The sequence below is a fragment of the Gymnodinialimonas sp. JB5-7 genome, assembly GCF_055693405.1.
Genome location: NZ_JBVFUX010000012.1, coordinates 2438784 through 2463012 on the forward strand (window position 1 = coordinate 2438784; position 24229 = coordinate 2463012).

26 protein-coding genes and 4 pseudogenes are annotated in these 24229 nt (G+C 62.6%); 10 read left to right on the forward strand and 20 right to left on the reverse strand.

The features are described from left to right. The first annotated feature begins 56 nt into the window (after positions 1–56). The 6 genes and pseudogenes from ACZ1HK_RS21100 to ACZ1HK_RS21125 all read left to right on the forward strand — a co-directional run bounded on the left by ACZ1HK_RS21100 (position 57) and on the right by ACZ1HK_RS21125 (position 5448). Positions 57–458: a cytidine deaminase gene (locus tag ACZ1HK_RS21100; RefSeq protein WP_472630345.1), complete on the forward strand. Its 402-nt coding sequence runs from the start codon at positions 57–59 to the stop codon at positions 456–458. Continuing rightward, positions 455–1764: pseudogene (locus ACZ1HK_RS21105) on the forward strand (thymidine phosphorylase). Before ACZ1HK_RS21100 ends, ACZ1HK_RS21105 begins: the two are co-directional and overlap by 4 nt. After that, entirely contained in the window at positions 1764–2972 is a 1209-nt protein-coding gene (locus ACZ1HK_RS21110; RefSeq protein WP_472630908.1) for a phosphopentomutase, read from the forward strand. The pseudogene ACZ1HK_RS21105 and the gene ACZ1HK_RS21110 overlap by 1 nt, the downstream one beginning before the upstream one ends. Beyond that, the gene (locus ACZ1HK_RS21115) at positions 2969–3943 is read left to right on the forward strand and encodes an adenosine deaminase (RefSeq protein WP_472630346.1); all 975 of its coding nucleotides are present in this window, start codon (positions 2969–2971) and stop codon (positions 3941–3943) included. Before ACZ1HK_RS21110 ends, ACZ1HK_RS21115 begins: the two co-directional genes overlap by 4 nt. After that, entirely contained in the window at positions 3940–4569 is a 630-nt protein-coding gene (gene upp, locus ACZ1HK_RS21120) for a uracil phosphoribosyltransferase (protein WP_472630347.1), read from the forward strand. The genes ACZ1HK_RS21115 and upp overlap by 4 nt, the downstream gene beginning before the upstream one ends. A 75-nt stretch (positions 4570–4644) precedes the next feature. Continuing rightward, positions 4645–5448 (forward strand): hypothetical protein, encoded by an 804-nt coding sequence (locus ACZ1HK_RS21125; RefSeq protein WP_472630348.1) that lies wholly within the window; start codon positions 4645–4647, stop codon positions 5446–5448. Between the two features lie 18 nt (positions 5449–5466). Here ACZ1HK_RS21125 and ACZ1HK_RS21130 read toward each other — a convergent pair whose 3' ends face one another. The 3 genes from ACZ1HK_RS21130 to ACZ1HK_RS21140 all read right to left on the reverse strand — a co-directional run bounded on the left by ACZ1HK_RS21130 (position 5467) and on the right by ACZ1HK_RS21140 (position 8264). Beyond that, the gene (locus ACZ1HK_RS21130; RefSeq protein ID WP_472630349.1) at positions 5467–6261 is read right to left on the reverse strand and encodes a hypothetical protein; all 795 of its coding nucleotides are present in this window, start codon (positions 6259–6261) and stop codon (positions 5467–5469) included. Continuing rightward, positions 6237–6485 (reverse strand): hypothetical protein, encoded by a 249-nt coding sequence (locus ACZ1HK_RS21135; RefSeq protein ID WP_472630350.1) that lies wholly within the window; start codon positions 6483–6485, stop codon positions 6237–6239. Before ACZ1HK_RS21135 ends, ACZ1HK_RS21130 begins: the two co-directional genes overlap by 25 nt. A gap of 147 nt (positions 6486–6632) precedes the next feature. Continuing rightward, the gene (locus ACZ1HK_RS21140) at positions 6633–8264 is read right to left on the reverse strand and encodes an AMP-binding protein (protein ID WP_472630351.1); all 1632 of its coding nucleotides are present in this window, start codon (positions 8262–8264) and stop codon (positions 6633–6635) included. A gap of 319 nt (positions 8265–8583) precedes the next feature. Here ACZ1HK_RS21140 and ACZ1HK_RS21145 point away from each other — a divergent pair, with 319 nt between their 5' ends. Then, the gene (locus ACZ1HK_RS21145; protein ID WP_472630352.1) at positions 8584–9150 is read left to right on the forward strand and encodes an outer membrane beta-barrel protein; all 567 of its coding nucleotides are present in this window, start codon (positions 8584–8586) and stop codon (positions 9148–9150) included. Between the two features lie 6 nt (positions 9151–9156). On the opposite strand, the gene ACZ1HK_RS21150 is transcribed toward ACZ1HK_RS21145, so the two are convergent. The 14 genes from ACZ1HK_RS21150 to ACZ1HK_RS21215 form a co-directional block, all read right to left on the reverse strand. After that, positions 9157–9381: a DUF2200 family protein gene (locus ACZ1HK_RS21150; RefSeq protein ID WP_472630353.1), complete on the reverse strand. Its 225-nt coding sequence runs from the start codon at positions 9379–9381 to the stop codon at positions 9157–9159. After that, positions 9335–9523 carry a DUF2200 family protein gene (locus ACZ1HK_RS21155; RefSeq protein ID WP_472630354.1) on the reverse strand — a complete coding sequence of 63 codons (189 nt, stop codon included), beginning with the start codon at positions 9521–9523 and terminating at the stop codon, positions 9335–9337. The genes ACZ1HK_RS21150 and ACZ1HK_RS21155 overlap by 47 nt, the downstream gene beginning before the upstream one ends. Positions 9524–9623: 100 nt before the next feature. Next, positions 9624–11825: a 3-hydroxyacyl-CoA dehydrogenase NAD-binding domain-containing protein gene (locus ACZ1HK_RS21160; protein WP_472630355.1), complete on the reverse strand. Its 2202-nt coding sequence runs from the start codon at positions 11823–11825 to the stop codon at positions 9624–9626. After that, the gene (locus ACZ1HK_RS21165) at positions 11822–12802 is read right to left on the reverse strand and encodes a hypothetical protein (protein ID WP_472630356.1); all 981 of its coding nucleotides are present in this window, start codon (positions 12800–12802) and stop codon (positions 11822–11824) included. Before ACZ1HK_RS21165 ends, ACZ1HK_RS21160 begins: the two co-directional genes overlap by 4 nt. Before the next feature lie 60 nt (positions 12803–12862). Beyond that, a complete protein-coding gene (locus ACZ1HK_RS21170) occupies positions 12863–14074 on the reverse strand; it encodes an acetyl-CoA C-acetyltransferase (RefSeq protein WP_472630357.1) in 1212 nt (403 codons plus the stop codon). Positions 14075–14197: 123 nt separating this feature from the next. Further along, complete coding sequence (gene yidD, locus ACZ1HK_RS21175) at positions 14198–14749, reverse strand: membrane protein insertion efficiency factor YidD (RefSeq protein ID WP_472630358.1); 552 nt, start codon at positions 14747–14749, stop codon at positions 14198–14200. Between the two features lie 76 nt (positions 14750–14825). Then, positions 14826–15452, reverse strand: coding sequence for a glutathione S-transferase family protein (locus tag ACZ1HK_RS21180; RefSeq protein ID WP_472630359.1), 627 nt, complete (start codon positions 15450–15452; stop codon positions 14826–14828). A 242-nt stretch (positions 15453–15694) separates the two neighbouring features. After that, positions 15695–15907, reverse strand: coding sequence for a hypothetical protein (locus ACZ1HK_RS21185; protein WP_472630360.1), 213 nt, complete (start codon positions 15905–15907; stop codon positions 15695–15697). After that, entirely contained in the window at positions 15907–16458 is a 552-nt protein-coding gene (locus ACZ1HK_RS21190; protein ID WP_472630361.1) for a hypothetical protein, read from the reverse strand. The genes ACZ1HK_RS21185 and ACZ1HK_RS21190 overlap by 1 nt, the downstream gene beginning before the upstream one ends. Positions 16459–16460: 2 nt before the next feature. Then, positions 16461–16673: a hypothetical protein gene (locus ACZ1HK_RS21195; RefSeq protein WP_472630362.1), complete on the reverse strand. Its 213-nt coding sequence runs from the start codon at positions 16671–16673 to the stop codon at positions 16461–16463. Then, the gene (locus tag ACZ1HK_RS21200; protein WP_472630363.1) at positions 16673–18448 is read right to left on the reverse strand and encodes an acyl-CoA dehydrogenase C-terminal domain-containing protein; all 1776 of its coding nucleotides are present in this window, start codon (positions 18446–18448) and stop codon (positions 16673–16675) included. The genes ACZ1HK_RS21195 and ACZ1HK_RS21200 overlap by 1 nt, the downstream gene beginning before the upstream one ends. 36 nt (positions 18449–18484) lie before the next feature. Then, positions 18485–18874, reverse strand: coding sequence for a MerR family transcriptional regulator (locus tag ACZ1HK_RS21205; protein ID WP_472630364.1), 390 nt, complete (start codon positions 18872–18874; stop codon positions 18485–18487). Between the two features lie 184 nt (positions 18875–19058). Next, positions 19059–19550, reverse strand: coding sequence for a hypothetical protein (locus tag ACZ1HK_RS21210; protein ID WP_472630365.1), 492 nt, complete (start codon positions 19548–19550; stop codon positions 19059–19061). Then, complete coding sequence (locus ACZ1HK_RS21215) at positions 19547–19915, reverse strand: MerR family transcriptional regulator (protein WP_472630366.1); 369 nt, start codon at positions 19913–19915, stop codon at positions 19547–19549. Before ACZ1HK_RS21215 ends, ACZ1HK_RS21210 begins: the two co-directional genes overlap by 4 nt. A gap of 123 nt (positions 19916–20038) precedes the next feature. Between ACZ1HK_RS21215 and ACZ1HK_RS21220 the strand changes: the two genes are divergently transcribed. From ACZ1HK_RS21220 to ACZ1HK_RS21230, 3 genes and pseudogenes are all read left to right on the forward strand, one after another. Next, the gene (locus tag ACZ1HK_RS21220) at positions 20039–20482 is read left to right on the forward strand and encodes a PaaI family thioesterase (RefSeq protein WP_472630367.1); all 444 of its coding nucleotides are present in this window, start codon (positions 20039–20041) and stop codon (positions 20480–20482) included. A gap of 9 nt (positions 20483–20491) precedes the next feature. Then, the gene (locus tag ACZ1HK_RS21225; RefSeq protein ID WP_472630368.1) at positions 20492–20995 is read left to right on the forward strand and encodes a PaaI family thioesterase; all 504 of its coding nucleotides are present in this window, start codon (positions 20492–20494) and stop codon (positions 20993–20995) included. Then, positions 20992–22327, forward strand: a pseudogene (locus tag ACZ1HK_RS21230) (MATE family efflux transporter). Before ACZ1HK_RS21225 ends, ACZ1HK_RS21230 begins: the two are co-directional and overlap by 4 nt. A gap of 172 nt (positions 22328–22499) precedes the next feature. Here ACZ1HK_RS21230 and arsC read toward each other — a convergent pair. From arsC to ACZ1HK_RS21245, 3 genes and pseudogenes are all read right to left on the reverse strand, one after another. Beyond that, entirely contained in the window at positions 22500–22841 is a 342-nt protein-coding gene (gene arsC, locus ACZ1HK_RS21235) for an arsenate reductase (glutaredoxin) (protein ID WP_472630369.1), read from the reverse strand. Further along, positions 22832–23889 (reverse strand): annotated as a pseudogene (locus tag ACZ1HK_RS21240) (quinone-dependent dihydroorotate dehydrogenase). The gene arsC and the pseudogene ACZ1HK_RS21240 overlap by 10 nt, the downstream one beginning before the upstream one ends. Then, positions 23890–24226: pseudogene (locus tag ACZ1HK_RS21245) on the reverse strand (DUF952 domain-containing protein). Positions 24227–24229 lie beyond the last annotated feature (3 nt).

Genomic DNA, 24229 nt, shown 5'->3' on the forward strand with positions numbered 1-24229 from the left:
GGGGGTGTCGGCCCCAAGGTACGCCGATCATTGATCCTTGAGATGTAGGTGAAGATTTGGACGAGCCGCTTCTTTCCCAAGCCGCCGCGGTGCGTGAAAACGCCCATGCACCCTATTCCAACTTCAAGGTTGGCGCGGCCTTGCGTTCCGTCGAGGGGCGGGTGCATTTGGGATGTAACGTGGAAAATGTGGCCTACCCGGAAGGCACCTGTGCCGAGGCGGGCGCGATTGCCGCGATGATTGCGGCCGGGGACACGCGGATTGCCGAGATTGCGGTGATCGCGGACAGCCCCACGCCGGTGCCGCCCTGTGGCGGGTGCCGCCAGAAGCTGGCGGAATTCGCGGCAGGCGAGGTGAAGGTCACGATGGGCACAACGGGCGGGGCCTCCGAGACGGTGACGGTGGCGGATTTGTTGCCGGGCCAATTCACCGCCGGGCATATGTCCGGGGCGCAATGAACGACGCGCGCTCCATCCTTCTGAAATTGCGCGGTGGTGACCGGCTGACCGAGGCAGAGTTGTTCTGGTTCGCCGAAGGCTTGGCCACGGGTGCCGTCAGCGATGCGCAGGCTGGCGCCTTTGCCATGGCCGTTTGCCAGCAAGGGCTGGGGGACGCGGGCCGGGTGCAATTGACGAACGCGATGCGCGAGAGCGGGCGCAAGCTGAAATGGCGGCTGGATGGCCCGGTATTGGATAAGCATTCCACGGGGGCGTGGGCGATTGCGTGTCGCTGGTGCTGGCCCCGGCCTTGGCCGCGTGCGGGGCGTTTGTGCCGATGATCTCAGGCCGAGGGCTGGGGCATACCGGCGGCACGCTGGATAAGCTGGAGGCCATTCCGGGCTACACTGTCGATGTCTCGCCGGACGATTTGCAAGACATCGTGGCCGATGTGGGCTGCGCGATTGTGGGGGCTTCAGCGGATATCGCGCCAGCCGACAAGCGGCTTTATGCGGTGCGGGATGTGACCGGCACGGTGGCCTCGATCGACCTGATCACGGCCTCGATCCTGTCCAAGAAGCTGGCGGCGGGGTTGGAAGCGCTGATTTTGGATGTGAAGGTCGGCACTGGCGCGTTCATGGGCGGCGAGGCGGAGGCCATCGCCTTGGCGCAGGCTCTGGTTTCGACGGCGCAGGGGGCGGGATGCATGACCTCGGCCCTTGTGACGGACATGAACCAGCCGCTGGCGGACAGCGCGGGCAACGCACTTGAGATCATCAAGGTGATGGAGGTGCTGACCGGCGCAGGTGCCGAGATGGATTTGCAGCGGCTGACGGTGGCCTTGGGCGGCGAGGTTCTGGCGTTGGGCGGGCTGGCGGATGATGCCGCAGATGGCGAGGCGCGGATTGATACGGCGATTGCCAGCGGTGAGGCGGCGGATGTGTTCGGCGAGATGGTCGCGGAACTGGGCGGGCCTGCGGATTTTGTGGAGCGCTGGCCGGACAGGCTGCCTGCGTCGCGCGTGATGATGGATATTCATGCGGGCGAGGCGGGGTTCGTGGCTGGCGTGGATACGCAGGCTCTGGGTGAAGTGGTCGTGGCGTTGGGCGGCGGACGGATGCGGGACGGCGACCGGATCGATCCGGCGGTGGGCCTGAGTGACATCGCGCGGATCGGCGCCGGTGTCGATGACGCGGTGCCCTTGGCGCGCATCCACTGCGCGACGGAGGAGGACGGGCGCGCGGTGGCGGCCAAGCTGCGGGGCGCGTTCCGCTTGTCGGACCGGGCGGTCGAGGCGCCGCCGCTGATCCATGAAAGGATTGCATGATGGCGCGCGCGTTTCTGGTGGTGCTTGACTCAGTCGGGATCGGCGGTGCGCCCGATGCGGCAGAGTTTTTCAACGACGGGGTGCCGGACACGGGCGCGAACACGTTGGGCCATATCGCAAAGGCTTGTGCGGAGGGCTGCGCGGAAGAGGGACGCTCGGGCCTGTTGAAGATGCCGGTGCTGGATGGGCTGGGTTTGGGCGCGGCGCTGCGGCTGGCCTCCGGCGCGCGGGGCGAAGGGTTGGACGCGCTGCCCGAGAGGTTGTGGGGCGTGGCGGAAGAGGTCTCTCCCGGGAAGGACACGCCGACGGGGCATTGGGAATTGGCCGGGCTGCCGGTGCCGTGGGATTGGCATTACTTCACGGAGAAGACGGGGTCTTTCCCGCCGGAGGTGGTGGCCGAGGTTTGCCGCTTGGCGGGTACGGACGGCATCCACGGGAACATGCATTCCAACGGCGTTAAAGTGATCGAGGATTTCGGGGAACAGCATCAGAAGGACGGTTGGCCGATCTGCTATACCTCCGCCGATAGCGTGTTCCAGATCGCGGCCCATGAGGAGAGTTTCGGGTTGGATCGGTTGCTTGCCTTGTGCGAGGGGCTGGCGCCGATGTTGCACAAGATGAAGGTGGGCCGTGTGATTGCGCGGCCCTTTGTGGGCGAGCCCGGCGGGTATGCTCGCACGCCGAACCGGCGGGATTATGCGATTGAGCCGCCGGGGCCGACCTTGCTCGATCTCGCGCAGGCGGATGGGCGGACGACCTACACGATTGGCAAGATCCGGGATATTTTCGCAGGGCGTGGCGTGAGCCATGTGGAAAAGGGGCCGGATGCGGCCCTGATGGGCCATCTGGTCGATGCGGTGGCGGGGGCCGAGGACGGGTCGCTGACCTTTGCGAATTTCGTGGAATTCGACAGCATGTATGGCCATAGGCGCGATATTTCGGGCTATGCGCGGCATCTGGAATGGTTCGATGCGGCGATTGCGCCGGTGTTGGACGCGCTGCGGCCTGACGACCTGATGATCTTCACCGCGGACCATGGCAATGACCCGAGCTGGACCGGCACGGACCACACGCGCGAGCGTGTGCCGGTGCTTGCGGCTGGCCCGTATTCGGGGCAAATCGGCGTGAAGGGCTTTGTGGATGTGGGCGCGTCGGTTGCGGCACATCTGGGCCTGAGCGCACGGGGCGCGGGGGAGAGTTTTCTGTGAAAGAGCTGCCGAAGGTTGAGCTGCACTTGCACCATGAAGGCGCGGCGCCGCCTGCGTTTATCCGCGGGTTGGCCTCGGAAAAGGGTGTCGATCTGAGCCGGATCTTCCGCGAGGATGGCAGCTATTCCTACCGCGATTTCAATCACTTCCTGTCCGTTTATGAAGCCGCGACTTCTGTTCTTACGGGCCCAGAGGAATTCGCGCGGCTGACCCGGGCAGTGCTTGAGGAAAGCGCGTCGCACGGCGTGATCTATACTGAAAGTTTCCTGAGCCCGGATTTCTGCGGTGGCGGCGATGTGGGCGCGTGGCGCGAGTATCTGGCGGCAATCCGTGAGGTGGCCGATGAAGCTGAGAGTGATATGGGCATCACCCTGCGCGGGATCGTGACGTGCATCCGCCATTTCGGGCCGGAACAAGCGAAAACGGCAGCGACCTGCGCGGCGGAGACGGCGGGCGATTGGATCGTGGGTTTCGGCATGGGCGGTGATGAGATGGTCGGGCATCAGCGCGATTTCCTCTGGTCGTTTGAATGCGCGCGTGAGGCGGGCTTGAGCATCACAACCCATGCGGGCGAATGGGGTGGCGCGGCCTCGGTCCGCGAGGCGGTGGAAGACCTGAACCCGGCGCGGATCGGGCATGGGGTGCAGGCGATTGATGACCTGGCGCTGTGCGACGTGCTGGCCGAGCGGGAGATCGTGCTGGAGGTGTGCCCGGGCTCGAACGTGTTCTTGGGCGTCTATCCGACGCTGGCAAAGCACCCGATCCAAAAGTTGCGGGAGCGTGGTGTAAAAGTGACCGTATCCACCGACGATCCGCCGTTCTTTCACACGACCATGACCCGCGAATATGAGGGGCTGGAGAAGACGTTCGGCTGGGGTGAAGAGGATTTCGCCGAAATAGCCGAGACGGCCCTTTCCGCCGCCTTCTGCGACGACACCACCAAGGACAAAATTCGGGAGCGCCTGAAATGAGTGACCATCTGACCGTTGTTGATCACCCGCTGGTGCAGCACAAGTTGACGCTGATGCGGGACAAGGACTGCTCGACCAAATCGTTCCGGCAGCTTTTGCGTGAGATCAGTCACTTGCTGGCCTACGAGGTGACACGCAACCTGCCGATGACGACGATGACGGTCGACACGCCGCTGGAGCCGATGGAGGCGCCGACCATTGCGGGCAAGAAGCTGGCCTTGGTGTCGATCCTGCGGGCGGGCAACGGGTTGCTCGATGGTATTCTGGAGCTGATCCCGAATGCGCGGGTCGGTTTCGTGGGCCTTTACCGCGATCCGGAGACGCTTCAGCCGGTGCAGTATTACTACAAGGTGCCCGAGGCGATTGATGAGCGGCTGACGATTGTAGTGGACCCGATGCTGGCGACGGGAAATTCCTCTGCTGCGGCGATTGATTTGCTGAAAGAGGGGGCGAAGAACATCCGCTTCCTGTGCCTGCTGGCCGCCCCAGAAGGCGTGGCGCGAATGAAAGAGGCGCATCCGGATGTGCCGATTGTGACCGCCGCGCTCGACAGCCATCTGAACGATCACGGCTATATCGTGCCGGGTCTGGGCGATGCGGGCGACAGGATGTTCGGGACGAAATAGTCCTTACGCTGCCTTTACTTAACGAAACGACTCCTCCAAACTATCCACAACGCGATTTCTGTGGGGGAGTTTCGCATGGCGAAGACGCTATGTCTGCGCGCTGCTGTATTGGGCCTGTCTGTTGGGCTTGCATCGGGTGGCGCTGCAATTGCACAACAAGGATTTCCGGCGGAGATACCGCCGTCGAGCTACACGGCCGACCAATATGTCGACAGCCAGGGCTGCGTGTTTGTGCGCGTGGGCTTTGGGGCGGCGACCGAATGGGTGCCGCGCGTTGGCCGCGACCGACAGCAGGTCTGCGGGCAGCGTCCCTCCGGCGGTGGCGGCGCTGCAGCCGCTGATCCATTCTCCAACGACTCGGTGGTGGTGATCGGCGAAGGGCCGGTTGCCGCAGCGCCTGCACCGGCGCCCGCGCCGCGAGGCCCCTGCGCCTGTGATTGCAGCGGCGCCCGCGCCCGCACCTGCCCCAGCAGCCCCGCAGATCCGTGTGCAGACACCGGCCCCGGTGACGATCACGGCCCCGGCGGCCAGCGGCAATTGCGCCAACCTTCCTTCTGCGCACCGGCCGTACTTCACGGGGATGATGTGCGCTGTGGCCCGCAAGCAGTCCACCCCGGCGATGGTCGCGCGGTTGGCGATCAATCCCTTCTGGCCCCGGCCGTGACCGACGGCGTCACGGGTATTCCGCGCAGTTTCGTGCTGACCGCACCGCCGCCGGGCTACGACTTTGCGTGGGACGATGGCCGCCTTAACCCCTATCGCGGGCTCGGCACCGCCCAGGGTGAGGCGCAGATGCGCATGGTCTGGACCGACACTGTGCCGCGTCGTTTGGTGGCTGTTCCGATCAACTCAGGCCAAGTGGCGATTATTCGTCGCTGACCCGCTTGAGGCTTGCGGTCAGCCTGCGCAGATTTCCTGTAGGCTGACCCAATCGCTGTCGCTGAGCACAGGGTCGGCCTGCTGGCCGCGCATCGGGTCAGCCTCAATCAACGCCAGTACGCTTTCCCCTGAGACATCCTGCGCAAAAGCGTAGGGTTGCGAGGATATCCCAGCCTCCGTGAAATGACCCAGAAGGGCATCATCGTCGGCGCGCATCGTGTCATGGGACAGCAGGTGCGCGGCATGGGCATGGATAGGCTCGGCCGCGACTTCGCCGGTGGTCAGCAGCCGGAAGGTCACGCCAAGGCCCGCATCGCGCAGGAAAGCCTCAACCGGATCAACGGCTTGCGACCGGGTGCGTTCAGCCAGCAGATAACCTGCAAACACCTCGGGCGTCTCATGGTCTTCGGCAAGCGCTGCCGAGGCGATGACGATGTTGCCGGGAAGGGTCAGCGTGTCGGGGATCGTCGCCGGGAAGACGACGATCTGGGGGGGCATGTCCGCCCCGTAAGTTCGTGACGCCAGCCGAACCAGCGCCGTGCGCCCGCCGGACCCGCCACAGGGGCGGCCCGCAATGGCGGCGATTTCCCCCAGAAGATCATGGCCGATTTCCAGCCGCTTGGCGGGCGGCAGAAGCGAGACGGTTTGCCGGATCAGCGCATCGGGAAGCCAGAAAACCCCCAGAAGAATGCCGGCAAGGGTTGTGCCACCGGCAAGGTAAAGGCGCAGGCGCCCCGGGCGGGGGCGGGATTTGGCGATGGCAGTTCGGATGCGTTCGACGGCCTGGATCATCTCAGGATCGGACAGCTCCAATTCCTCATCGCTGTCGCGAGCAGGGAGAAGAGCGCAGGCAACTTGCCGGGATTGAGCCGTTCCACCGCCGCAAGGGACCAATGACCAACGGCTGCGCCAGAGGCGGACGACATGACAAGCGAGGCATCGCCAAGCGACACGATCACCTCACGCCGCTGATCCTCGGCGTGTTCGCGCCAGAGGCCAATGGCCTCGAGCCGCCTGTATTCCTGAAGCGCAGTCATTGCCTGTTTGCGGTGCCCGGTGTCGTCTCACGCCTTAATGGCGTGGGCTTTGTAAGGCAGATGGTACACCAGAGTGCGTGTTGCAACAACGCAGGCCGCGCAGGGGCGTTTGGGACGGCCGTGCGATTGTTCAGGACTTGGGCGCGCCTAGAGGCTTGCTGCGCGTTTGCGAAGCTCGAATTTCTGGATCTTGCCGGTGGAGGTTTTGGGAAGCTCCTCGAACACCACGCGCTTGGGCGTTTCAAACCCGGCAAGCTGTTTGCGAGCGAAGGCGATGATCTCGTCCGCGTCGCCGGTGGCGCCCTCTTTCAGCTCCACATAGGCACAGGGGACTTCGCCCCATTTGTCGTCAGCCTTGGCGACAACGGCGCAGAGTGAGACAGCCGGATGGCGCATCAGCACGCCTTCGACCTTGACGGAGCTGACATTTTCGCCGCCGGAGATGATGATGTCCTTCGCGCGGTCGGCGATCTGGATGTAGCTGTCCGGGTGCTGCACGGCGATGTCGCCGGTGTGGAAGTAGCCGCCTGCGAAGGCCTCGGCCGTCGCTTCGGGGTTCTTGTAGTACCCCTTCATGGTGGAATTGCCGCGCATCATGATCTCGCCCTGAGTGGCACCGTCGCGGGTGACAGGGGCCATGTCGTCAGGGGTCATCACGGCGATGTCGTCCATATTCGGAAGCGGCACGCCCTGGCGCGCCTTGATGGTGGCGCGGTCGTCTGGTGCCAGCGCGTTCCAATCATCGTCCTGCCAGAGGCATTCTGTGGCGTGGCCATAGGTTTCGGTCAGGCCGTAGACCTGCGTGACGTTGAAGCCCATCGTCTCAATCGCGGCGAGGGTGGCAGCGGCAGGCGGTGCGCCAGCGGTGAAGACTTCGACAGTGTGATCGAAGCTGCGGCGGTCTTCATCCTTCGCATTTACGATCATGTTCAGAACGATGGGCGCGCCGCCCATATGGCTGACGCCCTGATCTGCGATGGCGTCGTAGATCGCCTTGGCAGTGATGTCGCGGCAGCAGACAATGGTGCCGCCCACGGCGGGCATCGTCCAGGTGTGGCACCAGTTGTTGCAGTGAAAGAGCGGCACGATGGCGAGGATCGTGGGATAGAGTGTCATCCGCCAGGCAATCGGCGTGCCCATGGTGATGAGGTACGCGCCGCGATGGTGGTAGACGACGCCCTTGGGCCGCCCGGTCGTACCGGAGGTGTAGTTGAGCGCCAGGCTTTCCCATTCATCCTCGGGCATGATCCAGGGTGCGTCTGGATCGCCTTCGGCCAGCAGATCCTCGTACGTCGTGTGCCGACCGGAGGCGGGGTGGCCAGCATCGGCATCGGGGCATTCGATGATGATGGGGGCGGGGCCGTCCATCTTGGTAATGGCGTCTTCGACGAGGGGGAGGAATTGCGTGTCGGCCAGCACCATCTTCGCCTCACCATGGTCGAAGATGTAGGCGACGGTTTCCACATCCAGGCGGATATTGATGGCGTTGAGCACGGCACCCGCGGCCGGAACGCCGAAATGTGCCTCCACATGGGGGTAGGTGTTGGGCAGGACCGTTGCGACAACGTCACCGGGGGCGATGCCGCGTGCGCTGAGCGCCGAGGCGAGGCGTGAGACGCGGCCATGGTATTCGGCATAGGTTTTCCTGTGTGCGCCATCCACGACAGCGGTGCGGTTGGGGAACACGCGCGCGGCGCGTGCGAGGTGACTGAGCGGGGTCAACGGCACATAATTCGCCGCGTTCTTCCCCAGTCCGGTTTCGTCCTTCATCCACCCCATGGCCATGCCTCCCTAACGCGAAACCAAAGTGTTCCGGGTGTGATGGCGGATCATTCGGGAAAAGGGAAGGGACAAGGCGCGCCGCCCGCGGGGAAGGTGGGACAGGGCGGGCGGCGCGACGCGCGGAGGGACAGGTCCGCGCAGGGGACATATGTATATGTCACGGGGCAGGCATTTGGTTCCGTCGCGGGCGCAAGAATTTTGTTTTGCTGTGTGCAGTTTTCTGCTCACGCGCCGAAGTTATCCACAGAAACCCTTTGCACTCGGGACGCCCGATGCTGTAGCCATGCAGGCAAAACATACAAAATATGAGGCAAGCATGGACTATTCACGCGTTTTCGCGGCCTGTGCCGCGTGTATGATCGCCACCGGTGCGCAAGCACAGGATGCGGATTGGACGGGCCTTTATGGCGGCATCCAGTTGGATATGGCGACGGTTGACCTTTCGATCCCGAATGGCGGCGCCACCACCAATGACGGCAATGGCCTTATGTACGGCCTGAACGGCGGCTATCGCCGCGATCTGGGCCAGGTGGTTCTGGGCGCGGCTGCAACGCTGACCTTCGGCAATTTCGACACGCCGCCGGTGGGTGGGGGCAGCGATGCCTCGTCCTTCGGATCGCTCGCCACGGTGGGCGTTGAGGTCGGCTATGATCTGGGTGAGGTGCTGGTTTACGGTGAGTTGGGCCATACCTGGGCCACGCGCACCGATGCGGGCAATACACGCCGGTTCGACGGCGGGCTGCAATACGGCATTGGCGCCGATTTCATGCTGAATGATCAGATCATGATCGGTGGCGGGGTATCGCGCACGGAGCTGGACAGTTTTGGCGGCAGCGATGCCAGCATCACGACCTTTGGGGCGCGGGCGGCGTATCGTTTCTGATAGGGTTCAAGCGGCGCGCAGGATAGACTGCATCTTCTTTCCGCGCGCCAGTTCATCGACCAGCTTGTCGAGATAGCGGACCTTTTGGATGAGGGCGTCCTCGATCTCTTCCACGCGGATACCGCAGACGACGCCTGTGATCAGGTGTGCGTTGGGGTTGAGAGTGGCGCGGTCGAAGAGGGTCTCAAAGTCGACGTCTTCGGCGAGGAGTCTCCTGGATTGCCGCATCATCAAAGCCGGTGAGCCAGGTGATGACTTGGTCCAGTTCCGCCTGGCTATGACCCTTCTTCTCTACCTTGGTGAGGTAGCACGGGTAGATCTGCGCAAACCGCATCCGGGCGAAGGTATCGCGGGTTGCTTTGGTGGAGGCCATGGTGCGTGTCCCTTTCCGGAGGCATGGGAACAGGGTAGCGCAAAGAAAATGCCCCGGCAACTCTGGGTTGGCCGGGGCATTCTTTGGCATTTCGTAAGGGTTAGGCCGCTTTGCTGTCGACCCCGGTGCCGAAGCGTCCGTAGAAGCTTTGGCCCTTCTCTGCCATCTCCCGCAGGAGCGGCGGGCAGGCGAAGCGGTCGCCGTACTGCGCCGTAAGCTGATCGCAGCGTTCGGCGGCGTAGGCGGTGCCGAGGATATCGAGCCAGGAGAACGGGCCGCCGGACCAGGGCGCAAAGCCCCAGCCGAGGATCGCGCCGACGTCGCCTTCGCGGATGTCCATGAGGACGCCCGCTTCGAGCGCGCGGACGGCTTCGAGGACTTGGGCGAAGAGCAGGCGATGCTGGACTTCGACGAGGTCCGGTTGTTCGTCCTTGGTCGGGTAGCGGGCCGTGAGGCCATCCCACAGGCCGGTGCGCTTGCCCTTGTCGTCATAGGCGTAGAACCCGGCGGCGGCTTTGCGGCCAAGGCGGCCTTCGCCTTCCATCCAGAAGATCAGCTCATCCGTGGTGTCGTCGTAATCCGGGTCGCCCGCCTTGGTTGCGCGGGCAATCTTGGCGCCGAGATCGATGGAGGTCTCGTCGGTCAATTGCAGGGGGCCAAGCGGCATGCCGACCAGCTTGGCGGCATTCTCGATCAGTGCAGGCGCCACGCCCTCCTGCACCATGCGGACGCCTTCGTTGACGTAAGGCAGGATGCAGCGGTTGGCGTAGAAGAAGCGCTCGTCGTTGACGACGATCGGCGTCTTGCGGATCTGGCGGACGAAATCGAGGGCCTTGGCGACGGCGACATCGCCGGTTTGCTTGCCCTTGATGATCTCGACCAGCAGCATCTTGTCGACGGGTGAGAAGAAGTGGATGCCGATGAACTGCTCAGGGCGCGAGGACGCCTTGGACAACATGGTGATCGGCAGGGTGGAGGTGTTGGTGGCGAAGATGCCGTCCGCGTTCATGACGGCTTCGGCCTTGGCTGTGACTTCGGCCTTGACCTTGGGATCTTCGAACACAGCCTCAACGATCAGGTCGCAGCCCTTGAGGGCGTCGTAGTCGGTGGTTGCGGTGATGCGGCCGAGGACCTCTGCCTTCTTCTCCTCAGTGACCTTGCCGCGCTTCATGCCCTTGTCGAGCAAGCCCTCGGAATAGGCCTTGCCGCGGTCGGCGGAGTCTTGGGCCGCGTCGATCAGGACCACTTCGATCCCCGCATTGGCCGAGACATATGCAATGCCCGCGCCCATCATGCCAGCGCCGAGGATGCCGACTTTTTGGACGGTTTGATCGTCAACGGCGGGGCGGTTCGCGCCCTTTTCTAGCGCTTCCTTGTTGAGGAAGATCGACCGGATCATCGCGGAGGAGGACGGGTTCATCAGGACTTGGGTGAAGTAGCGGGCTTCGATGCGGAGGGCGGTGTCGAAATCGACCAGCGCGCCTTCGTAGACCGAGCTCAGCAGCGCCTTGGCCGCCGGGTAGACGCCCTTGGTCTTGCCGTGGATCATGGCGGAAGCGCCCACGAAGGTCATGAAACCTGCGGGGTGGTAGGGTGCGCCGCCGGGCATCTTGAAGCCCTTGGCATCCCAGGGTTTGACGATGTCGGCGGGGGTCGCGTTCAGGACCCAATCCTTGGCGGCCTGCAGAAGCTCCTCTGCGGGCACTACGTTGTCGATGAGCTGCGCGGATTTTGCTTTCTTGGGGTCGAGCATACGGCCTTCGAGCAAGACGGGGGCCGCAGCCATCGCGCCGACCATGCGAGAATAGCGGGTGGTGCCGCCCGCGCCGGGGAAGATGCCGACGAGGATTTCGGGCAGGCCGATCTTGGCCTTGGGATTGTCGGCCATCACACGGTGGTGGCAGGCGAGTGCAATCTCTGTCCCGATGCCGGCACAGGTGCCGGGCAGGGCGCAGGCGATGGGCTTGCCGCCTTTGTTTGTCTTGGGCTCCATCCCCGCGCGCTCGATTTTACGCAGGATGCGGTGGCCGTTCATGATGAAATCGAACAGGCCCTGAGCGGGGTTGTCGCCGCTTTCTTCGCGGATTGTGGCCAGCGTGTTGAGGTCCATGCCGCCGGCGAAGTCTTTCTTGCCGGAGGTGATGACGATGCCTTTGACGGCGTCGTCGGCCAGAGCCTGATCAATCAGGTCTTCGCAGGTCTGGAATGCCTCACGGTTGAGGACGTTCATCGACTTGCCGGGCACATCCCAAGTAACAACAGCGACGCCATCGGCGTCGATTTCCATCGTGAAATCGCTCATGGCTTTTTCATCCTCTTCTGAATTTCGGACATGGTCGGAAGGCGCGACGAGGCCTTGAAGCTCGCCTCAGGCGGAAGGCCGTGCTCTCCCGACAAGGAGTTTGTGACGGAACTGCATTTCCACTGCCCCTCAGCGAGGGTCAGGATCATGCGGCTTTTGACAGGGCCCATTTGCAACGTGCCACCGCCTTCAAAGGTGGTTTCGTGGTAGCCGCAAATGCGATCGGACGAGATGAAATTGGCAGACGTGATCCTGCGATTGACCGTGCCGCCCGTGTCTTCGACCAGCTTGAGCATTGCGTTGAAGAAATCGCGCATGTCGTCCGGCGTCTCGTAGACCATGTCTGATCCATCGTAGTGCGCCGTGATCGGACATTGGAATTGGTCGGCCCAACCTTTGAAGTTCGCCTCGTTCTGGTTTCTGTCCAACACGTCGAGAAACGCACGATAAAGCGGCTCGGCATTGGAATGGGACACGCGGATGTCGTTTTGCGTGTCCTGCCAGCGTTCGGCAAAGCTGCCCGGCTGCGATTTCACCGCGCCAATGGGGAAGCGGACGTTTTCCAATTCGTGCTCGGCTTCGATCACCTTCCAGATCCCGTCACCGGTGTCGCGCAGGAACATGTGGCTTTGATAGCTTGGCAGGATCGACGTGGCGTCGCGCAGAACGTAGGTTTCATGCCAGCCTTCGATCAACGTGTCCGACAATTGGCGGGCTTGTTTGACCAGACGGATATAGTTGGTCACGCCGTGCCCGTTGAGGCTTTCAGAGTGTTGGCGTGTATCGTCCAGCATGTCCTGTCGGGTCTCGATCAGCGTTTCGCCTTTGCGGGTCCGGATCAGGAGGGGCAGGGCGAAATAGTTGATGCACTCCTCGACATTGCCGACGAACAGCAGGTCAGACACGCAATCAAGGTGATCTTGATAGATGGTCGCGGCCCGGTCGAGCGCGGCACTGTTGGGCGAGGCGGCACTCATGACGCCTGCCCGGTGTGCCGGGCCCTCTGCCTGATATGATAGGGCGACCGGGCCATTGGCTCAGACGCGTTCGAGGATGGTGGCCGACCCCATTCCGGCGGCAACACACAAGGTGGCGAGGCCGATTTCCTTGTCGGCGCGCTCGATCTCATCGAGCAGCGTGCCGAGGATCATGGCACCGGTGGCCCCTAGCGGGTGGCCCATGGCAATCGCGCCGCCGTTGACGTTGACCTTGGCCGGATCGGCATCAAACGCCTGCATGAAGCGCAGCACGACCGAAGCGAAGGCCTCATTGACCTCGAAAAGGTCGATGTCGCTGAAATTCATGCCCGTCTCGGCCAGGATCTTTTCGGTCACGGGCACGGGGCCGGTGAGGTTGATCGTGGGATCGGTGCCGATCTTGGTATTGGCCTTGATGCGCGCGCGGGGTCTGAGGCCCCACTTCTCGCCAAACTCTTTGTTGCCGACGAGGATCGCGGCGGAGCCATCGACGATGCCCGAGGAGTTCCCGGCATGGTGGATGTGGTTGATCGCCTCAAGATGGGGGTATTTCATCAGGGCGATGGTGTCGAAGCCGGGCATGACCTCACCCATCTCCTTGAAGGCGGGCTTGAGGGCGCCGAGCGACTGCATGTCGGTCTGCGGGCGCATATATTCGTCGTGGTCGAGGATCGTGAGGCCGTTCTGGTCCTTCACGGTGATCACGGATTTGGAGAAGCGGTTGTCATCCCATGCGGCCTTGGCGCGGCGCTGGCTTTCAACCGCGTACTCATCGGCCTGGTCACGGTTGAAACCGTATTCGGTGGCGATGATGTCGGCGGAGATGCCTTGCGGCACGAAATAGCTGTCCATGGCCAGTTGCGGATCGACGGCCATGGCGGCCCCGTCTGAGCCCATGGCGACACGGCCCATCATTTCGACCCCGCCTGCGATATAGCCGTCACCGGCACCGCCCTTGACCTGGTTGGCGGCGAGATTCACAGCCTCCAAACCGCTCGCGCAGAAGCGGTTGATGGCGAGGCCGGGAATGCTTTCGTCCAGGTCAGACGCCAGAACGGCGGCGCGGGCCAAGCAGCCGCCCTGTTCCATGACCTGCGTGACGTTGCCCCAGATCACATCTTCGACGGCATGGCCTTCGAGGTTGTTGCGTTCCTTGAGCGTGTTCAGCGTGAAGGCCGACAGGCGCGCGGCGGTGACTTCGTGAAGGGCACCGTCCTTGCGGCCTTTGCCGCGCGGGGTCCGGATGGCGTCGTAGATATAAGCGTCGGTCATGAATGTCCTCCGAGTGTCATCGCCGCGAGGGACGCGGTGTTGATCCTAGACATGGGATGAATGGGCAGGGCCGCGCAAGCGCCTGCGCGGGCCTGTGACGTGACGTTCTGGTAAACTTGTGCGTTACCCGCAGGATGGGGCGCAGTCACACCCGCCGCATCCATCGCAGGACGGGGCCGAGCAATCGAGCCCGCCAAGGTCGCATCCACCGCCATCTGCCCCGTCTGATGGCAGCTTGTCGGGCAGGGGCGTGGGTTGTGCACCAGACCCGCCGGACGACGCGCAAAAGGCGGGCAGGGCGAGCGCTGGCAAGCAGCCGGGGGCTGCGCAGTCGCAGGCATCGCAGGCCGCATCCGTGCGGTTTTGCTTGCGGCGTTTGCGGTTCCAGGGGCCACGATTGGGGCGGCCATCTTCGCCGCCGCCATCCTCAGGGTCCCGCTCATTGCAGACCGCGCAATTGGCGCGCAGAGTGAGGGAGGCTTGCTTGCAGTCCCGCAGACGTTGCCGGATGAGGGGGATTGCAGCCCAGATGCCATGGTCGCGGATCGCGTATTTCGCGTGGCCGGAACAGCCCGTCCCGCCATGCAGGACCGAATGCGCGCAGCGCCAGCCTTTGCGTGGCGAGATCCAGCGTTGATAGCCCCAGATGGCGCCCAATGCGATTTGGCTGACCATATTGCCCGTGTCCCGTTTTCCTTACTTTGCAGGGGGATGCCAGGCGAAACCAGCAAAAATATGGTGCCCCGGCAGATCACCCCAAGGCCCGTTGCATCAGATCATAGGGATGCTTCCAACCCGGTGTCTCGCTTATGCGGGTCAGCCAGGCGTCGATAGCCGGATAATCGGCACGGTCAAAGGTGAAGGGTTCTTCGTAGAACAGGTAGCCCGCGCAGGAGATGTCGGCGCAGGTCAGCGCATCGCCCACCAGCCAATCGCGCTGGCTGAGTTCGCCTTCAAGCACGCCAAGCGCGGCCTTCAGGCGCCCCGCCATGAAGCCGTTGACGTCGGCGTTGCGCTTTTCTTCGGGCAGGAAGTTCATCATGAACCGCAGTGGGCCAGCAACGCCGGAGATTTTCTGATTGTCGAAGATGGTCCATCGCAGGATCTCGCGCCGCAGGGCAGGATGTTCGCCGCCGAGTTTGCCTGTCGTCTCCATCACCCAATCCTGGATCACGCCGGATTGGGTCAGGATGGTGCCACCGGCGTCGAGGACAGGCACTTCACCCATCGGATTGATTGCCTTGAATTCGGGGGAGCGCGCTTCACCCTTGAAGAAATCGACAAAACGCTGCGTCCAATCAACGCCGCCGAGTTCCAGAGCCAGCGCCGCCTTATAGGCATTCCCGGACTCGCCGAAGCAGTAAAGTGTGTTGGTCATTTTTCCCCCAAAGTGCCGCCTCCCGCGGCCCGTTTTTCCGGTAACCTTTTGTTAAGGTTAACGAACGATGATTGCGGCGCGGCGTCAGTTGCAGAGCTGACGACCCAAAAGGTGAAGGCGTCGCATTGGCTGTTTTCCCCCGATGGACCCCGGGGGTGGATGGTGAATGCGGCGCCGATCCGTTGGTGGTTTCGGGTCGCGCAGCGTGATCGAAAAACCGGTTCTCACGTCTCGTCTCAGCCCTAGCGCTTGCGCGCGTCGATTTCAGAATTGAACAAGCGCAGGCGGGCGATGAATTTCTCTTCGTTTATGACGCTGCCCCAGTGTTCGAACAGGAAGCTCAGGAACTCGCCTTCATCAAGGCCCGCCTCCGAGGCGAGGTTGCGCAGCTTGCGGTATCCATCTTCGGACATCGCGATATTCGGGCGGCGGGTGAGGCGCAGGCGCTTGGGCATCAGTCGAGGTTCTCCATCGAGCCGAAGGGGAAGTCGACGCTCGCGAATTCCGGATAGGCTTGGCGCAGGATGCTTGTCTGTTGGGTGCTGTCAACGCGGATCAGGTACCAGATGTCGTTCTCATGCAGCATCAGGGTCGTTGTGTTCGACTGGACACGGCCAGATCCGTGCTGGCTCATGACGGTCTGGGTCGGCACAAGCGCATAGGTCAAACCGGTTGAGGTTTCGCCCCAGGTCGCGGCCTGCAAGTCCATACCGAAGCTTTCGAATGTCATCTGAGACATCATCGCGGTCATTTGGGTTGCCAGCTGCGCCGACAGCACGTCGGCCGGAATGCCGGATTGCGTCGCGATGGTTTCCAGAATGCGCGGTGGCATGGCGGTCAGCAACGCGCCGTACTCGCGTGCATCAAAGGCCGCCTCGAACCGTTCGATGGCAAGCCGGGCGCCCGCGATGTCCTGCCCGGTCTGCGCTACGGTCGGACCGGCGCCTGACGCGGCGAGGGTAAGGGCCAGCAGGACGCCACGGATCGGAAGAAGGCGTTTGGGCATCGTCATTCCTTGCGCATGAACAACGATGCGATCATGGCGAGAAATCCGCCAGCGGCAAGGGTGAAGGGAAGCAGGTAGCTTGGAAACGGCTCATCCCCGCCGCCGGGTGCACCACTGACGGACGCGATTTCGAGGGCGAGGAGGGCCAGCATCCAGATCAGGCCGACCAGCAAGCTGGCCAGCCCGATCAAAAGGATACGACGCCGGGGCGTCATCAGAAGTTGGCGGCTTCCAGCGCCATGACGTCTTCGCCACCGGCCTGAATGCGCGCCAGATGCGTGGCCGTCATGGGCAGAGTGCGGTTCATGTAGAACCGGCCTGTCGCCAGCTTGGTGTTGTGGAAATCGGGATCAGACGTGCCGTTTGCCAGCGCGTCCAGCGAGGCTTTCGCCATCATGCCCCACATCAGACCAAGGCAGGTATGGCCGAAGAGGTGCATGAAGTCATAGCTGCCCGAGAGCGCGTTGTTGGGGTTCTTCATGCCTTCCTGCATGAAGTACATGCCCGCGGCTTGAAGATCCTTGGAGGCGCGTTTCAGCGGCTCGATGAACTCGGCCATGCCCTCAACCTCGGCATTCTCCTTGCAGAAGCCTTTGACCAGATCGAAGAACGCCATGACGTGCTTGCCGCCATCTTGCGCGAGCTTGCGGCCCACCAGATCCAGCGCCTGCACGCCGTTCGCGCCTTCGTAGATCATCGCGATGCGGGCATCGCGGGTGAACTGCGACATGCCCCATTCTTCGATATAACCGTGCCCGCCATAGACCTGCTGTGCCTGCACGGTCATGTCGTAGCCCTTGTCGGTCAGGAAGCCTTTGATGACAGGCGTGAGCAGCGACACGAGGCCATCGGCATCGGCATCCTCGTTGCGGTGCGCGCGGTCGATGAGCGTCGAGCCCCAGAGCAGGAACGCGCGGCCACCCTCTGCAAAACTCTTCTGCTCCATCAGGTTGCGGCGGATATCGGGGTGCACGATCAGCGGATCGGCAGGCCCTTCGGGGTTCTTCACGCCGGTCACATCGCGGCCCTGCAGGCGGTCCTTGGCGTATTCCAGCGCGTTCTGGAACGCGACCTCAGCCTGGGCCAGGCCCTGCATGCCAACACCCAGACGCGCTTCGTTCATCATCGTGAACATGGCGCGCATACCCTTATGCTCTTCGCCAAGCAGGTAGCCCGTGGCTTCGTCATAGTTCATGACGCAGGTGGAATTGCCGTGGATGCCCATCTTCTCTTCGATCTTTCCGCAGGACACACCGTTGCGGGGGCCAAGCGAGCCGTCTTCGTTCACGAGGAACTTGGGCACGATGAACAGCGACACACCTTTGATGCCTTCCGGCCCGCCGACGATCTTGCCGAGGACAAGGTGGACGATGTTGTCGGCCATGTCATGTTCACCGGCCGAGATGAAGATCTTCTGGCCGGAAATCTTGTAGCTGCCGTCGCCCTGCGGTTCCGCCTTGGTGCGCATCAGGCCCAGATCGGTGCCGCAATGGGGCTCCGTCAGGTTCATGGTGCCGGTCCAGTCACACGAGATCATCTTGGGCAGATAGGTGTCTTTCTGCTGATCCGTGCCGTGGGCCAGGATGGCAGAGGCCGCGCCATGGGTCAGGCCGTGATACATGGTGAACGCCTGATTGGCGGAGGAGAACATCTCACCCGTTGCCGTGTTCATCACGTAAGGAAGGCCCATGCCGCCGTACTGCTCAGGCATGTCGATGCCGGGCCAGCCGCCTTCGCGCGTCTCGTCAAAGGCCGCCTTGAAGCCTGTGGGCGTGCGCACAACGCCGTTTTCCATAGTGCAGCCTTCGGTGTCACCCACCACGTTCAGGGGTGCGAGCACCTCAGAGGCGATCTTGCCGGCCTCGCCCAGAATGGCGGTCGTGAAATCACGGTCCAAATCGCCATAGCCGGGGATGTCGGCGGCCTCGATCTTGAGAACATCGTGGAGGATGAACTCCATATCTTTGGTGGGGGCGGTGTAGCTCGGCATATTTTTATCCTCCCGAAGGGTGGTCTTTGGTGTTGATCAGGCGGCGGGTTTGTTGCTGGACAGCATGTCGCCCACCAGCGTCATTTGGTTGCGCAGCTCATCGATGGCTTCATCCAGCTCAGCGCGTTGGCGCTCCATGTCCGACAAGCGCTCCTGCGCGATGTCGAGGGTCTGGCTCAGCTGCGTTTGCTGGCTGTCATCGACATAGTAGAGGTCGAGCAGCTGGCGGATTTCCTCAAGGCTGAAGCCAAAGCGCTTGCCGCGCAGGATCAGCTTCAGACGCGCACGGTCGCGGCGCGTGAACAGACGGCGCTGGCCATCTCGGATGGGGAACAGCAATTCCTTGGACTCGTAGAAGCGCAAGGTGCGTGGGGTCACGTCAAATGCATCACACATCTGGCGGATCGTCATGGTGTCCTGGGTCATGAACAGACTTCCCGATTCATCAAACATTTCGTGTCTGGTGCCCCACTTGCGAGTCGATGCCTCACACTACAAGCGAAGATGACGTTTACGTAATTCAGACGTTGCGTCATTCCGCATCTGACGAAAGGTCATGCAAAGTGACGTAGGGGCACTTGGAATTATGCTGCCCTTCGGTGGGCTGCGCTTAGCGTCGTGACAGGCGCAAATCGGTGCTCAGATGCCAGCCCTGGCCATCGGGCGTGTCAAAGCGCCAGCCGTTGTCGGACCACATATAAGAGGTGATCCAGACATAGTTTGAAACGGTGCGCTGCATGTCATCGGGGTCGATCAACCCGCGCAACGGCACCGTCGCAATCTCTTCCCCGCCGGGTGCCTGGTACAGCCACAGGACGGTCTCATCGGGATCGCCGCTCCACCCCAGCAGGTTGCCGGTGGCGGGCGAGATCAGAACATATTGCCCATCCGGCGACGGGTGGACGGCGAACCTGCGGGCCCAGAAATTGAGCGACCAGACCGCGCCGTCCGGTGGGCCAATGAAGATGCGGGGCGGGTCAAGCGACCCGGTCACAGCAAGCTCGGGATAAGGTTCCATCGTCCAGTTTTCAGCCGGTGGAAGCGGCGTGTCCGCCTGCGCGGCCTGGGTCAGAGCCAGCGCAAGCAGCGCTGCGCGGATCATAGGTTTGCCGCCGTTTCATCCCGCAAGGTTTTCAACTCGGCAATCACCTCATCCAGTTCCACACGCCGTTTGTGCAGTTCATCCAATTGCTTGTCGGCATATTGAATCCAGATCTCTTTCTGCGCTTCCCAGCCTTCGCCTTTGTCATATATTTCAAGCCATTGCCGGATTTCTTCCAGGCTGAAGCCAAAGCGTCGTCCGCGCAGGATCAACGTCATGCGGGCGACTTCACGGGGGCCATAGAAGCGGGCGCGGCCTTCGCGCTCAGGCGCCAGCAATTCGATATATTCGTAGTGACGCAGCGTGCGGGGCGTTACGTCGAACTTTGCGCACATCTCTTTGAAATCAAGGCGTTCTTCGGGCATGGTTAGGTGTCTCTCGTCTCCCCATGGACGCCAGTATGCCGCGTGGTCGGCGGTTTGTTAAGACACTTCCCTCTTGCGCCCGGCGCGCGTGCGCCCATGATCCGCGCTGAAGGGACCCATACCATGAGCCAGACATCGCCCCCATCCGCGCCCGACAAGGCGAAGATCGCCCGGCAGTTCATCGAGGCCATTCCGTTTTCCAAGGCCCTGCAAATGAGCCTGGATGAAATCGGCGATGGATTGGCCGTGATTTCAATGCCTTATGATGAAGATCTGGTCGGCGATCCACGCACAGGCGTGATCCACGGCGGCGCGGTCTCGGCGCTGATGGATACGTGCGGCGGGGCGGCGGTGATGAGCCATCCTGAGGCTCTGGCGGCCACCGCAACCATTGATCTGCGGATCGATTATATGCGGCCCGCGACACCGGGCGACCGGATCACTGCGCGCGCTGAATGCTATCATGTCACACGCTCCGTTGCGTTCATACGGGCAGAGGCATTCGATCATGATGGGACCCGCCCCGTCGCCGCGGCAACCGGCGCGTTTACCGTGACGAGGGGCTGAGTTATTCACATGAGAAAAGCACCTGAACCCGTTCATATCATTAAAGAAAGACGTGACAAAGCGCTGGCGGCGCTGGTCGACGGCGTGCCGTACATCCGTACCCTTGGCGTCAGCTTTGACCGGCGCGGGGATGAGCTGACGGCGGTGTTGAACTATGACGACAAGCTGATCGGCAACCCGCTTCTGCCCGCGCTGCATGGCGGGGCGACGGCTTCATTTCTTGAGGTCTCCGCGATCATGGAACTGTCGTTTGCCATCCTCTGGGATGAGATCGAAAACGGACGGTTGGATGCCGATGGCCTGACGCCCGAAACGCTGCCGCGCTTGCCAAAAACCATTGATTTTACAGTGGATTACCTGCGGCCAGGCCTGCCGCGCGATGCCTATGCGCGGGCGCGTGTGAACCGGTCTGGCCGGCGCTATGCCAGCGTGCATGTCGAAGCCTGGCAGGACAATCGCGACCGGCTATTCGCGCAGGCGACGGGGCATTTTCTGATGCCGGAGCGCGGATGAGTCAGGCTGACCTCAGCGCCCCACCGAAACCTTTGACGCACAAAAGGGTCCTGAAAATCGCGGGGCCGATCGTGCTGTCAAACGCGACGGTGCCGCTTCTGGGGATCGTGGATGTTGGCGTCGTGGGCCAGATGGGCGAGGCCGCGCCAATCGGGGCCGTGGGCATCGGCGCCATCATTTTATCCAGTGTTTTCTGGATCTTCGGCTTTTTGCGCATGGGCACCGTGGGCCTTGTGGGACAGGCGGAGGGGGCGGGCGATCGGGCAGAGGTTTCGGCCATTCTGACGCGCGCGCTGATGATTGCGGGCGCGGGCGGGCTGCTTTTGATCTCGCTTTATCCGGTGATCGTTTGGGCGGCCTTTTCGTGGGATCCGACCAGCGAAGAGGTGGAGGGTCTGGCGCGGGAATACCTGTTCATCCGCATCTGGACGGCGCCGTTTGCGATTGCCGTCTACGCGCTGACGGGATGGCTGATCGCACAGGAGCGGACCGGTGCGGTGTTCTGGATTCAGCTGTTGATGAACGGGCTGAACATCGGGCTTAACTTCCTGTTTGTATTGGGTTTTGGCTGGGGCGTCGCAGGCGTGGCGCTGTCCACCGCGATTGCTGAAATCGTCGGTGCAGCAGTCGGCTTCTGGTTCTGCCGCAATGCGTTTGACCGGCCCGATTGGCGGGATTGGGGGCGTGTTTTTGACCGGGCGCGGATGATCAAGATGGCGCTATTGAATGTCGACATCCTGATCCGCTCGGCGCTGCTGGTGGCGATGTTCACCTCGTTCACGTTTCTGGGCGCGCAATTCGGGGATGTGACGCTGGCGGCGAACGAAGTTCTCATACAATTCATGTACTTAACGGCATACGCGATGGACGGATTTGCCTTCGCCGCCGAGACCCTGATCGCGCGGGCCTATGGGCGGAAAGATCCGGGCCGCGTGCGGCGGTCGGCACTGCTGACCTCGGTCTGGGGCTTAGGGATTTGTGCCTTTTTCGCGCTGCTGTTTACCCTGTTAGGTCACTGTTTTCATTGATATTTTGGCGAAAGATCATGAGGTGCAGGCGGATGCGCGCATCTACTTGCCGTGGATGATCGCGGCGCCCTTGGTGGGGTGTGCGGCCTGGATGCTGGACGGAATTTTCATTGGCGCCGCGCGGGGGCGAGACATGAGAAATATGATGATTATCAGTGCCTTGATCTATGTCGTGGCGGTCATCACGCTGATCCCGATCTTTGCAAATCATGGCGTTTGGCTGGCGCTGTTGATCAGTTTTGCGGCACGGGGGATCACATTGGGCCTGCGGTATCCGATGCTTGAGCGGGCTGCCCAACCCTGACCATTTGGTCACAGTTGCGTCCATCTGGTCGCATTTTTCGCAAAAAACCCGTCCATTTGGTCACATTTCGGCGCGCTTGCAGACGGCACGGCAAAGAGTGACCAAATGGTCAGAACTTTCCACAAAACAGCTTCGAAGAGAGCCGGAGGCTGGAGGAGGGGCCGAGCGCGGGTCAGACCAGCGTCAGAACTTGTTCGGGCGGGCGACCGATGACGGCGCGGTCGGCGGTGATCAGGACGGGCCGTTCGATCAGGATCGGGTGGGTGGCCATCGCAACGATCAGGGCGGCATCGTCGGCCTCGCTTAGCCCGAGATCCTTGTAGATCTTTTCACCCGTGCGCATCAGGGCGCGGGGGGCGATCCCGAGCCGCGCGAGCAGATCGGTGATCTCGCCCTCGGACGGGTGGTTCGTGAGATAGAGGCGGACGGATGGGGCATGGCCGCCATCTTCCAGAAGCGCCAGCGCCTGACGCGATTTGGAGCAGCGCGGGTTGTGCCACAGGGTCAGGTCCATTCCGATACTCCGGTTCCGACGGCGGACGCGACATTGGCGTGGCCGTCCCGTTCCAAAAGGGCGTCGAGGCCCTTTGCGATGTCATTGACCAGCGACAGCCCGCCGTAGACGAGGCCGGTGTAAAGCTGCACGGCGGAGGCACCTGCGCGGATTTTGGCATAGGCTTGTTCGGCTGAGGCGACGCCACCGACACCGATCAAGGGGATCGTGCCGCGCGTATGGGCGTGGAGTTGCGCCAGGACGCGGGTCGATTTCTCGAACACCGGTTGGCCTGAGAGGCCCCCTTTCTCGCCCGCATGGGGGCTTTGCAGGCCGTCGCGGTCGAGCGTTGTGTTGGTCGCGATAATGCCCGAGATGCGGCCGGGCGCGTCGAGGATGACCTCGACGATATCCTCGATGTCTTGCGGGGTCAGGTCAGGGGCGATCTTGAGGAACAGTGCCACCGGTTCAGCCTGGATCAGCCGCACGGCATCGACGCGGGTGATGATCTCGGCCAAGGCCTCTTTCCCCTGCAGATCCCGCAGTTTTTCGGTGTTGGGCGAGGAGACGTTGATTGTGGCGAAGTCGATATGGGGTGCGCAGCGGCGATAGACGGCGGCGAAATCTTCCAACCGGTCGGCGCTGTCTTTGTTGGCGCCGAGATTGAGGCCGATGGGAATTTCGCGCGGGGTCTTTTCGAGCCGCTCGGCGATGGCATCCATCCCGTCATTGTTGAAGCCGAACCGGTTGATGGCGGCTTGATCCTCCGTCAGGCGGAAGAGGCGCGGTTTGGGGTTGCCGGGCTGAGGTTTGGGGGTGGCGGCGCCGACTTCGATGAACCCGAAGCCCGCGCGTTGCAGGGGGCGGCGGCCTCGGCATTCTTGTCGAAGCCCGCGGCGAGGCCTACGGGGTTGAGCAGGTCGAGGCCTGCGACGCGCGTTTTCAGGCGGTCGGTGGTGTAGGGGCCGGTGAGCGGGCCCAGGCCCATACGCAGCGCGAGGAGAGCCGCGCCATGGGCGCGCTCCGGGTCAATCGAACGCAGGAGTTTCAGGCCGAGATTTTCCAGCATCTACATGTCTTTCGGAAAGATATGGGTGCCGTTTTCCAAGGGCAGGGGGCCGTGCCAGATCACATCGGCCAGCCGCAGGGGGCCGTAGAGATGGGGAAATTTGTCGCCGCCGCGCGAGACCTCCCACTTCAGCGCGTCACCAAGGCTGTCGGCCTCAAGTGCTGCGAGGATCAGGCCCTGTTTCGCCCGCAAAGTGCTTGGCGGCGGTTTCCTGTGCCTGCCCAGCCGTCGAGAAATGGACAAAGCCGTCCGCCACGTCGATGGGCGCGCCCGGGGTTTCCCCCTTGGCTTGCAGGTCGGCCCATTCCGAGGCCCGAAGGATCTTGTAGATGCGCATGGG